The 11,305-nt window shown below is 66.1% G+C and carries 11 protein-coding genes; 2 read left to right on the forward strand and 9 right to left on the reverse strand.

Annotated elements, in window-relative coordinates:
• Window positions 1-6: 6 nt before the first annotated feature.
• The 3 genes from PSQ39_RS14915 to PSQ39_RS14925 form a co-directional block, all read right to left on the reverse strand.
• A complete protein-coding gene (locus PSQ39_RS14915) occupies window positions 7-1,737 on the reverse strand; it encodes a DUF1800 domain-containing protein (RefSeq protein WP_273927614.1) in 1,731 nt (576 codons plus the stop codon).
• A 320-nt stretch (window positions 1,738-2,057) separates the two neighbouring features.
• Window positions 2,058-2,687, reverse strand: a complete 630-nt coding sequence (locus PSQ39_RS14920) for a YitT family protein (protein ID WP_273927615.1) — start codon at window positions 2,685-2,687, stop codon at window positions 2,058-2,060.
• Window positions 2,688-2,819: 132 nt separating this feature from the next.
• Window positions 2,820-3,059, reverse strand: a complete 240-nt coding sequence (locus PSQ39_RS14925; protein WP_273927616.1) for a hypothetical protein — start codon at window positions 3,057-3,059, stop codon at window positions 2,820-2,822.
• Window positions 3,060-3,335: 276 nt separating this feature from the next.
• Here PSQ39_RS14925 and PSQ39_RS14930 point away from each other — a divergent pair, with 276 nt between their 5' ends.
• Complete coding sequence (locus PSQ39_RS14930) at window positions 3,336-5,117, forward strand: sensor histidine kinase (protein WP_273927617.1); 1,782 nt, start codon at window positions 3,336-3,338, stop codon at window positions 5,115-5,117.
• A 27-nt stretch (window positions 5,118-5,144) separates the two neighbouring features.
• Here the strand turns inward: PSQ39_RS14930 and PSQ39_RS14935 are convergent, their stop codons facing one another.
• From PSQ39_RS14935 to PSQ39_RS14960, 6 genes are read right to left on the reverse strand one after another with little or no spacing between them, the layout of a single operon-like run.
• The gene (locus tag PSQ39_RS14935) at window positions 5,145-5,912 is read right to left on the reverse strand and encodes a lysophospholipid acyltransferase family protein (RefSeq protein WP_273927618.1); all 768 of its coding nucleotides are present in this window, start codon (window positions 5,910-5,912) and stop codon (window positions 5,145-5,147) included.
• A 38-nt stretch (window positions 5,913-5,950) separates the two neighbouring features.
• A complete protein-coding gene (locus PSQ39_RS14940; protein WP_273927619.1) occupies window positions 5,951-7,258 on the reverse strand; it encodes a dihydroorotase in 1,308 nt (435 codons plus the stop codon).
• A 19-nt stretch (window positions 7,259-7,277) separates the two neighbouring features.
• Window positions 7,278-8,240, reverse strand: a complete 963-nt coding sequence (locus PSQ39_RS14945) for an aspartate carbamoyltransferase catalytic subunit (RefSeq protein ID WP_273927620.1) — start codon at window positions 8,238-8,240, stop codon at window positions 7,278-7,280.
• 31 nt (window positions 8,241-8,271) lie between these two features.
• Window positions 8,272-8,784, reverse strand: coding sequence for a bifunctional pyr operon transcriptional regulator/uracil phosphoribosyltransferase PyrR (gene pyrR, locus PSQ39_RS14950; RefSeq protein WP_273927621.1), 513 nt, complete (start codon window positions 8,782-8,784; stop codon window positions 8,272-8,274).
• Window positions 8,781-9,206 carry a Holliday junction resolvase RuvX gene (gene ruvX, locus PSQ39_RS14955; RefSeq protein ID WP_273927622.1) on the reverse strand — a complete coding sequence of 142 codons (426 nt, stop codon included), beginning with the start codon at window positions 9,204-9,206 and terminating at the stop codon, window positions 8,781-8,783. The genes pyrR and ruvX overlap by 4 nt, the downstream gene beginning before the upstream one ends.
• Entirely contained in the window at window positions 9,203-9,802 is a 600-nt protein-coding gene (locus PSQ39_RS14960; RefSeq protein WP_273927623.1) for a YqgE/AlgH family protein, read from the reverse strand. Before PSQ39_RS14960 ends, ruvX begins: the two co-directional genes overlap by 4 nt.
• A gap of 21 nt (window positions 9,803-9,823) precedes the next feature.
• Between PSQ39_RS14960 and PSQ39_RS14965 the strand changes: the two genes are divergently transcribed.
• Complete coding sequence (locus tag PSQ39_RS14965; protein ID WP_273927624.1) at window positions 9,824-11,293, forward strand: cryptochrome/photolyase family protein; 1,470 nt, start codon at window positions 9,824-9,826, stop codon at window positions 11,291-11,293.
• Window positions 11,294-11,305 lie beyond the last annotated feature (12 nt).

Consider the following 11,305-nt stretch of genomic DNA (forward strand, 5'->3'; position numbering starts at 1 on the left):
GCGACCTCACTTCTGAGCGATGTATTCGGGTGCGGCCAGCACCAGGACCAGCGCCGCGTGAATGCGGTTGAGCAGCTGCGCCTGGGTGCCTGACGGCAAGGTGTTGAGCGCGCTTTGCAGGGTGGCCAAGGTTGCCGCTGACAGCTGACTGCCTGCCAGTACCTGGTTGATTTCCTGCAGCAAATCGCCCGCATTGGCGGCCAGCGGCAGCAAGCTGCTGTAGTCGGCGCGCACATCCCCGATGCTGCTGCCCGCCACCACACGCTGCATCCAATTGATGTACCCCGCGACCGAGGACTCGTTGGTGATTTGAAACTCGGGCCCCGTCAGCCCTTGGGTAGTCAGTGCCGTGCCGGGCGGCACGTAACCCGGTCGAAAGAAGTTGAACACCGAGCCCGAGCGCATGGGGCTTTGCCCCAGGCGGCTGGCCGGGTCGGAGGTGTCGCCCACGGCCCACTGCCCGGAAGGCGAGTTGGCGCCAAAGGCACGCGCCCAATTCAGAAAGCGCACCACCGGCTCGCGCAACTTGCCGTAGCTGGGGCTGGCGGCCAGCGTGGCGTCGCGCGCTTCCGCATCCAACAGAACCGCCCGCAGCACCGCCTGCAGATCACCGCGAACCCCTGAGCCGTTGTTGGCGAAGGCCGCGGCCACGCGCGCCACATAGGCCGCACTGGGGTTGCTGGTGACCAGGCGTTGAATCAACTGGCGTCCCACGAAGGGCGGCAGATTGGGGTGCTGGAACAAGGTGTCCAGTGCAGTGTTCAGCGCCTCGGTGGCCGAGCCGCCCGCGGCGATGGTGGTGCCCAAAAAGCTTTTGCTGCCGGTCTCGTAACGGCTGGCCGTGTTGACCATGGGGCGCCACTGCACATCGGGCGGGTAAGGGGTGCTCAGGCCGGCCACGTCGAGGTTCCAGCCGGTGAAGACCCGCGCCAGGCCGCTCACGTCGGCTTGCTGGTAGCTTTCCAGGGGCTGGCCGTTGCTGCCGGTCTTGACGCTGCCGTCCGCATTCAGCTGCACCAGGCCGATGGTGAACAGCTGCATCAGTTCGCGCGCGTAGTTCTCGTCTGGTTGGCTGCCAGTGGCGGCGTTGGCTTTGAGGTTGCCCCGGTAGGTCAGGTAGTAGCCCATGGCCGGGCTGAGGGTGATTTGCTGCAGCAGGGTGCGGTAATTGCCGAAAGCGTGGGCCTCCAGCACATCCAGGTAATTGGCCACCGAAAACTGCCGCCACTGGGCGTTGATGCCCAGCACCGACACCACACACATCTCCGACAAGGCCAACACCATGCGCTGGCGCAAAGGGTCGCCCGAGCTGATGAACTTGCGCCAAATGGTGTTGTCCAGCCCCGCCGTGCTGTTGATGTAACTGGCATCGGCATAGCCATTGGCCTTGAGCCAGTCGACATGGCTGAGGCTTTGCGGGGCTTTGAACTGCGCAGTGATCCAGTCGCTGTAGCTGCTGGCCATCAGCGCATTCAGGTCGGCCCGCGAATAGCCCAGGGTGGCCTGGCTCAAAAACCGGCCGGCCTCGGCCGCGCTGAGCTGGGGACCGGGCACGACCACGGGTGGGTTGGGGGTGCTTGAGCTCCCGCCGCCGCCACCACCACAGGCAGCCAGCGCGGTGGGCAGGGTGACGGACAACAAGGCGTGCCGATGCGTGCCCCGATCAGGCCCAGGCGTTTCAGGGATGAGAGGCGCGGTGGCCAAGGGGTCAGGGCCGCGGTCAAGTTGGATTGGCATGGCAGTCACAAGAACATCCTTTCGGCCGAGAGGACGACGGCTGCCCATTCACACCAAGCTCAGCCGCCTGCAGCGGCGCCGGCGCAGGTCAATGCGGGGCGGCCAGATCTGCGCACAAAGCGAACACCCTGGCAATGTAAAGCGGTTTCGTGACGGACGGGAGAGGAATTGCACCAAGAACTTGATCCAAGCGCTGACCCAGGCCCCCAGAACCACCTGAAGCGCGCGACGTCCTTGGCCGAACGACGCCGGTCCCTTGCCTGAGCGGTCGAGGCTGCCGCCACCCTGCTTGGGTGCGCTGGCCGCAGGTTCAGCCCAGCTCAGCGCCCCACATACCGGCCTGGCCGGTGGCTGATCCAGAGAAACACGCTCATCACCACCGCCGCCAACACCGAGTAAGCCACGCGCTCCAGTGGCACCACGGCCAAAGACAGCAGCAGCACGCTGCAGTCGATCAACATCTGGGCCTTGCCGGCACGGATGCCAAATCGGTCTTGCAGGTACAGCGACACCACGGTGGCACCACCCAGGCTGGACTTGTGGCGCGCCAAAAACAAGCAACCCGTGCCCAGCAGCAAGCCCCCCAGCAAGGCCGCAAACAAAGGATTGAGGTAGTCCACATGGATCACATGCGGGAACAGCTCGACCAGAGCCGACAGCAAAGCCACCGAGAAAAAGGTCTTGAGCGTGAACTCCCGGCCCATGCGCGTCCAGGCAAACCAGTAAAACGGCAAATTGACCACGAAGAACAGCTTGCCGAAGGAGATGCCTGTCAGGTAATGCAGCAAGAACCCGATCCCGGCCGTGCCGCCAATCAAGAGGCCTGACTGGTTGAACAACATCAAGGCCATGGCCACGAAGAGCGTGCCGGCCAGCAAGGCCTGGGCATCTTCATAAGCACCGTGGCGCAAAGACGGCGGTAGCGCGGGGGTCGGCGAAGTGGGGGTCATGACAAGAGCAAAAGGGCAACCATCGGGTGGACAGTGCACACAAACCGAGCGCCAGGCCCCCTTGTGGGGAGACGAGGCAGCGAAGCCTCGATTGTCGCTGGATTGCGTGCCAACCTAGTGAAAACCCTAGCATTAGACGTGCCAATGGTCTGGGACACCCGTGGCGGGCTCGGGCGACACCCCCAGCACCAAATGACAGCGCTCGCAGCGCGCATAGAGCGCCGGGTCGTTGGGGGGCCAGGCCAGGTGCTTGTCGCGGGTGGGTGCGCCGCAGAACACCGCCTCGTCGATCTCCACCAGGCCGACGCTGCGGCAGCGAGGACAGGCCTGGGTGGACAAAGAAATGTTGAAGGCAGCGGCTTTGTTGGGCATGGGAACTCTCCGTCGGCCCCTCTGCGCCCGGCGGGCCAGGCGGGGCCTGATCGGCAACACCCCCGATCCAGCATGCCGGTGGTTGGTGACGACGGCTTCATATTGGGTCAAATGCTGCATTGCAGCAATTTTAAAAAGGCAATGCCCAAGCTGCCCATGGGGTTGATTGAGGGGATCAGTGCAAATATTCAGCGTTGACCCGTCCGCTGGCATACCAACAACTGCCGTTGATCCTGATCCATTTATGATGGGACCCTCCCCGCCCCAAGCCACACCATGCCCGCCTCGACCCTGCCCCCGCTGGCCTCCGCCGAAGCAACCCCGCTGAGTGGCCCGGCCTTGTTCCGGGGCTTCACGGGCTCCCGGCTGAGTTGGATGGTGGGCCTGTCGGTGCTGGGGATGCTGTTTGCGGCCTGGATTGCCGTGGCCTTGATGCTCAACCTCAAGGCGCGCGATGCGATTGATGCCGAGGTTCGGCAAAACATCAACCTGGCCCGCGTGCTGCAGGAGCAAACCGTGCGCGTGCTGGCCACGGTGGATCAAGCCACCCTGCGCCTGCGCGACGCCGTGATCGCCGGCAACGTCTCGCCCGCGGACCTCATCAGCATCGCCAATGAAACCGGCCTGGTGCCCCAAATCCTGACCCAACTGTCCTTGATTGGCCCCGATGGCCGCTTTCAGGGCAGCAACATCGACCCCACGGGCGAAAAGACAGGCCACGTCGACCTGTCCAGCCGCGAGCACGTTCAGGTGCACCTGCGCCCCGAGTCGGTGCCTGCAGCGGCCCAACAGATGAGCGAGAACGGCTTGTTCATCGGCAAGCCGGTGCTCGGCAAGGTGTCGGGCAAATGGACGATTCAGCTGTCCCGCAAGATCACCCGGCCCGATGGGCAGCTGATCGGCGTGGTGGTGGCCTCGGTCAACCCGGCCTACTTCGAGCAGGTCTACCAGGGTGTGAACCTGGGCACGCAAGGTGGCGTCACCTTGCTGGGCGATGACCGGAGCGTGCGCGCCCGCGTGATTGGTGGCCAGCCGATGGGCATGGGCAGTGAAATCCCACTCAACCCCAAAGCCACCAGCGGCAACGGCAACACCGCCATCCAGGGCAGCTCCATCTCGGTCAGCCAACTGGACAAGATCGAACGCGTCTCGGCCTACCACCGGGTGGGCAGCTACCCGCTGCGGGTGTTTGTACTGACCAGCACCGACAGTGCGCTGGCCGACTGGCGCAGCCTGCGCAACCTGTCCATCGTGCTGACGGGTTTGTTCACCTTGGCTTGCCTGACAGGGGCTGGGATTTTCCTGGCCGGGGTGCGGCGCCTGGAAGCCCAGAACCGCGCCTTGGCCATCAGCGAGGCCCAGGCCCAATCGGCCAGCCGCGCCAAGAGCGAATTCATGGCCGCCATCTCGCACGAGCTGCGCACCCCACTGACCAGCATCCGGGGCTTTGCCGAGTTGATGGAGATGCGGCTGGAACAACCCCGCTTCAAGGAGCAGGCGGGCCTGATCCGCAAGGCGGCAGAACACCTGAACGCCTTGCTGTCTGAAATTCTGGACCTGGCCAAGGTCGAAGCTGGCGCCATGCCCATCACGCCTGAGCCCATCGACCTGCCCGATGTGCTCAAGTCCACCTTGGACCTCTTCGGGGTCACCGCCGTGCAAAAAGGCCTGGACCTGCGCTTGGAGTTGGCCCCTGAAGCGCCCGCGGAACTGGTGTGCGACAGCCTGCGGCTCAAGCAAGTCCTGAACAACCTGCTGTCCAACGCCTTGAAGTTCACCAAAGAAGGGTCGATCACCGTGGCCGTGGACGCCACGCCAGAGCTGGTGCGCTTCCATGTGATCGACACCGGACCCGGCATTCCCGCCCACCTGCACGAGACCATTTTTGAGCGCTTCCGCCAAGGCAATGACCGCGTCAGTTACGAGCACGGCGGCACCGGCCTGGGCCTGGCCTTGTCGCGGGCCCTGGCCGGCTTGATGGGCGGCACCTTGGAAGTGCAGTCGGTCGAAGGCGAAGGCGCCCGCTTCACCCTGAACCTGCCGCTCCAAGCGGCCTGAGCCCCAGACCGCCGCCGGGGCTGGCGGTCACTCGCTGAGGCGGCTCACGGTTTGCTGCAACTCGGCCGCCCAGGCGCGGCGCTCGCGGCCCTCGGCCAACTCGGGCTCGCCAAAGCGCACCACCGCGGCAATTGGGTCACTGCTCAGGGTGCGCCACAGCGACCCCAGCAGCGTGTCGTCACCGATGTAGCACGGCGCCAGCGAACGTTGGCCTGAGGCCGCCTCGACAAACTTCAGCGCCACGGGCTGCACAGGCGCGCCAGCGGACACCGCAGCCTGGAGCAAATTGGCGTGGAAAGGCAAGACCTGCAGGCCGTCGCCCGTGGTGCCTTCCGGAAACACCGCCAGCACATCGCCCGCGGCCAGGCTGGCGCGCATGTCGTGCACCACGCGCAGGGCGTCGCGGCGCGAGGCGCGCTCGATGAACAAAGTGCCGGCCGCTGCGGCCATGGGGCCGATCAAGGGCCAATGGCGAACCTCCGACTTGGACACAAAGCGGCAATGCCGGCTCGCGTGCAAGACCAGGATGTCCAGCCAGGAGATATGGTTGCTGACCAGCAAAGCCGGCCCTTGGGGCACAGGCTGGCCCAGCACGCGCAGCTCGATGCCCAGCACCTGCAGCATCTGGGCTGACCACAGCTGCACCTGGTCCGCGCGCTGTTCTTCGTTGAGGGTCGGAAAGCGCCGCGTCACCGTGTGCAGGCCACGCAGCACCTGGCCCAACACGCGCAGCAGGCGCCACACCACACGTGGTGCCCGCGCCCAGCGCACAGGGGGACGGCTGGACGCGCTCATGCGTGCTCAGCCCACGCCAACGGGCGCCACCCCACGGCTCAGGCCCGCTCGAAAGCCAGTTGGCCACCCACCACGGTGTAGCGCACCTGGCCGGGCATGGCGCTGCCGCTGAGCTCGTAGGCGAAAGGCGTGTGCTTGCCTTGGCTGCGCAGGGCCTGCGAGGTGACCTGCCAAGTCGCGGCCGGGTCGAACACGCACAAGTCCGCCACACCGCCTTCGACGATCTGGCCGATGCTGGCCTGTAAGGTGCCCAGGGCCGAGCCCAGCACGCGGGCCGGTTCACGCGTCAGCACAGCCAGCGCGCGCGGCAGGCCGGCACCGGTTTCCTCGCCCCACTTGAGGGCCAGGCTCAACAGCAACTCAAAGCCGGTGGCGCCCGGCTCGCTCTCGGCGAAGGGCAAGGTCTTGGCGTCTTCGTCGACCGGGTTGTGGTCGGACACCAGGGCGTCGATGGTGCCGTCCTTGAGCGCCTCGCGCAGGGCCTCGCGGTCGCGCTGCTGGCGCAGCGGCGGGGTCAGGCGGGCGCGGCTGTCAAAGAAGCCGATGTCGGCGTCGATCAGATGCAGCGAGTTGATGCTCACGTCACAGCTCACCGCCAGGCCTTCGGCCTTGGCCTGGCGCACCAGGGCCACACCGGCCGCACTGCTCAGGCGGCACAGGTGGACCCGTGCGCCGGTGCTGCGCTGCAATTCGAAGATGGTGTGCAGGGCAATGGTCTCGGCGGCCACCGGGACGCCGCTCAGGCCCAGGCGCGTCGCCAGCGGGCCGCTGGCGGCCACGCCCTTGCCCAGGTACAGCTCTTGCGGGCGCAGCCACACGGTGTAGCCAAAGGTGCTGGCGTACTGCATCGCGCGCTGCAGCACCTGGGTGCTGACCAGGGGCACTTCGGCCTGGCCAAAGCCAATGCAGCCGGCCTCGGTCAGCTCGGCCATTTCGGTCAACACTTCGCCGGCTAGGTTGCGCGTCAGGGCCCCCAGCGGGAACAGGCGCGACTGGTGCAGCTTCTCGGCGCGGAACTTGAGCATCTCCACCAGGCCAGGCTCGTCGAGCACGGGGTCGGTGTCGGGCAGGCAAACCACGCTGGTCACGCCGCCGGCCACGGCGGCGGCCATTTCGGACTCCAGCATGCCTTCGTGTTCATGGCCCGGCTCGCGCAGGCGCGCGGCCAGGTCGACCAGGCCCGGGGCCACCACCAGGCCACTGGCGTCGATGACGCGCTGGGGCGTGAATTCGCCGCGCACCGGGCCAATGGAAACAATGCGGCCCGCGGCCACGGCCACATCGGCCACTTCATCGCGGCCCGAGCTGGGGTCAAGCACGCGTCCGTTCGTGATCAGTAAGTTCATGGGGGGTTAGCTCCTGTGCTCAGGCTTCGTGGCTGGCGACGATGCTCATCACGGCCATGCGGACCGCGATGCCGAAGGTGACCTGGGGCAGGATCACCGACTGCTTGCCATCGACCACGGCGGAGTCGATCTCCACGCCTCGGTTGATGGGGCCCGGGTGCATCACGATGGCGTCAGGCTTGGCCAGTTGCAGCTTCTCCTCGGTCAGACCGAAGCTCTTGAAAAATTCTTGGCTGGAGGGCAGCAGTGCGCCGCTCATGCGCTCGTTTTGCAGGCGCAGCATGATCACCACGTCGCAGTCCTTGATGCCTTCTTCCAGCGTGTGGAAGACCTTCACGCCCATTTGAGCCATGTCGCTGGGCACCAGGGTCTTGGGGCCCACGACGCGCACCTCGGCACAGCCCAGGGTGGTCAGGCCGTGGATGTCGGAGCGAGCGACCCGCGAATGCAGCACATCGCCCACGATGGCCACGGTGAGGTTGGAGAAGTCTTTCTTGTAGTGCCGGATGGTGTACATGTCCAGCAGGCCTTGCGTGGGGTGCGCATGGCGGCCGTCACCGGCGTTGATCACGTGCACATGGGGTGCCACATGCTGGGCGATCAGGTAGGGCGCGCCCGACTCGCTGTGGCGCACCACGAACAGGTCGGCCGCCATGGCCGACAGGTTGGCGATGGTGTCGAGCAGCGACTCGCCCTTGGAGGCCGAGGAGCGCGCGATGTCCAGGTTCAGCACGTCGGCCGACAGGCGCTTGGCCGCGATCTCGAAGGTCGTGCGGGTGCGGGTGCTGTTCTCGAAGAACAGGTTGAAGACGCTCTTGCCACGCAGCAAAGGCACCTTCTTGACCTCGCGGTCGTTGACGCTGACGAAGTTGGCCGCCGTGTCCAGGATGTGGGTGACGATGTCCTTGGGCAGGCCTTCGATGGAGAGCAGGTGGTTCAGCTCACCGTGTTTGTTGAGTTGTGGATTTCGTTTGTAGAGCATGGCGGTTCCCAGGGTCAGGACAGACAGCGGTTCAGGCAGCGGCTTCGACGTGGAAGCGGAAGATCCCGGCCTCGTCGCGTGCCAAGGCCAGTTGGCTGCCCGCCGGCAAGGCCACGCGGGCGGCGGCGAAGTCGGCCTGGATGGGCAGTTGGCGCCCGCCTCGGTCAACCAGCACGGCCAGGCGCACGGACGCCGGGCGACCGTAGTCGAACAACTCGTTGATCACCGCACGCAGCGTGCGACCGGTGTAGAGCACATCGTCGAGCAGCAAGATGTCAGCGCCGTTAACGTCAAACGGCAAGGTGGTTTGGCCGGCGGAGCTGAGGCCACGCTGGGCAAAGTCGTCGCGGTGCAGGGCCGACGAAATGACGCCCGGCTTGCCCGCCAGACCCAGGTCTTTTTGCAGGCGTTCGACCAGCCAGGCACCGCCCGAGGTGATGCCCACCAGGCGGGTTTCGGGGCCCATCAGGGAACGGACACCGCGCAGCAACTCGCGGTACAGTGCTTCGGCATCGAGCACCAGGCTTCCGGTTGGCGAACTCAAGGCAGACTCCTCAAAAACTGTTCAAGAATGATGCACGCCGAGGCCGCGTCGGCATCGCGCGCGCCCAGGGCGTGGGCTTCGGTGGTGCTGTAACGCTCATCCACCTCGTACACGGTGAGGCCGAAACGGCCGTTCAATTGGCGCGCAAAACGGCGCGCCTTGCGGGTGTTCTCGTGCTCGGCCCCGTCGGGGTGAAAAGGCACGCCCACCACCAGCGCGTCGGGCTGCCACTCGCGGATGCGCGCGCCAATGGCCTCGAAGCGGCGGTCGCCTTCGATGGCGATCGTGGTCTGCGGCGTGGCCGAGCGCGTGAAGCGGTTGCCCACCGCCACGCCGGTGCGTTTGACACCGAAATCAAAGGCCAGGAACGATTGGAACTGGGCGGGAACCACCGGCACGGGCAGGCCGTCGGCAGCGCTCATGCGTGCCCCGCTTCGGGCGACAGCATCCAGCTTTGCAGGCCCAGCAGGGCCAGCGCCTGGTCGTAGCGCTCGTGAATGGGGGTCTCGAAGATCAGGCGGCTGTCGGCGTCCACGGTGAGCCAGTTGTTCTCGGCCAATTCGGACTCGAGCTGACCACCGCCCCAGGACGAGTAGCCCAGGGTGACGATGACGCGGCGCGGGCCGGCGCCCGTGGACAGGGCCTCCAACACATCGCGCGAGGTGGTCATCTCCAAGCCCCCGGGGATGGACATGGTGGAGGCATAGGCCGACTGGTCGGCCTCGGGGGTGCCGGCCAGCATGGCGTCGTGAAGAACAAAACCGCGCTCGGTCTGCACCGGGCCGCCGTGCAGCACGGGCGCCTCGCTGAGATCGGTGCGGCGCAAAGAAAGATCAACCTTATCGAACAGCGCCTTGAGGCTGATGTCGCTTGGCTTGTTGATGATGAGGCCCAGAGCACCACGTTCGCTGTGCTCGCACAGGTAGACCACGCTGCGCGCAAAAGCCTCATCCTCCAGCCCGGGCATGGCGATCAGGAAATGATTCGTCAGGTTGATGGGGGCAGAATCAGAGGGCATCCCTCGATTTTAACGGTCCCCATGCCCAAGCCTTACCACTCTGGTCTTTTCTGGATCCGCCGCGACCTGCGCGCGCACGACAACGCCGGCCTGCACCAGGCCCTGAGCGAGTGCGACCAGGTGCACTGCGTCTTTGTCCTGGACCGCGACATCCTGGACCCGCTGCCCCGCCAGGACCGCCGCGTGGAGTTCATCGTGCACAGCCTGGCCGAGCTCGACACCGAGCTGCGCGAGCTGGCCCAGCGCCCCGGTGTGGGCCTGCGCGTGGAACATGCCCGTGCCAGTGAGGCCGTGCCTGCCCTGGCCCAGCGCCTGGGCGTGCAAGCCGTGTTTTGCAACCACGACGACGAGCCCGCCGCGCTGGCGCGTGACGCCCAGGTGCGAACCACCTTGGCCCGCCAGGGCCAGGCCTTTCACACCCGCAAAGACCATGTGATTTTTGAGCGCCAAGAGGTGCTGACCCAGTCCGGCACGGTGTACGGCGTGTTCACGCCCTACAAAAACGCCTGGCTCAAGAAGCTCACACCTTTCTACCTGAAGCCCTATCCGGTGGCGCGCCATGCGGCGGCTCTGGCCGACTGGCCTGAAGGCCCACCCGCGCCGGTGCCCAGCCTGGCCGACATTGGCTTTGAGCCCAGCAACTTGGGCGCGCTGCGCCTGCCCACCGGCAGCCGAGGCGCCCAGGCCCTGCTGACCGACTTCCTGCCCCGACTGCCCGCCTATGGCCAGGCGCGCGACTTCCCGGCGGTGAAAGGGCCCAGCTACCTCAGCGTGCACCTGCGCTTTGGCACGGTGTCGATCCGCCAGTTGGCCGGGCTGGCCCACGAACGCGCACAGCAAGGCTGTGCAGGCGCGGCCACCTGGCTGTCCGAGCTGATCTGGCGCGACTTCTATGTGCAGATCCTGGCCAACCACCCGCGCGTCGTGGAGCGCAGCTTCAAGCCCGAGTACGACGCCATCGAATGGGAGCAAGGCCCGCAGGCCGAGGCTTTGTTCCAGGCCTGGTGTGAGGGCCGCACCGGCTACCCCCTGGTGGACGCGGCCATGCTGCAACTCAACCAGACCGGCTACATGCACAACCGCCTGCGCATGGTGGTGGCGAGCTTCCTGGTCAAGGACCTGGGCATCGACTGGCGCTGGGGCGAGCGCTACTTTGCGCAACAACTCAATGACTTTGACCTGTCGGCCAACAACGGCGGCTGGCAATGGGCCAGCTCCAGCGGCTGCGATGCCCAGCCCTACTTCCGCATCTTCAACCCCATCAGCCAGAGCGAGAAGTTCGATGCCGAGGGCAAATTCATCCGCCGCTACCTGCCCCAGTTGGCGGCCCTGCCGAACGCCGACCTGCACGCGCCCTGGCTGGCTCGGCCGCTGACGCTGCAAGCCACGGGCCTGCAACTGGGACGGGACTACCCGTTGCCCATCGTGCAGCACGACGAGGCCCGCGAGCGCACGCTGGCACGCTACGCGGTGGTTAAGAAAAAGGCCTGAGACCGTCCCCCG

Origin of the sequence: Curvibacter microcysteis, from assembly GCF_028649455.1 — a bacterium.
Lineage (GTDB): Bacteria > Pseudomonadota > Gammaproteobacteria > Burkholderiales > Burkholderiaceae_C > Curvibacter > Curvibacter microcysteis.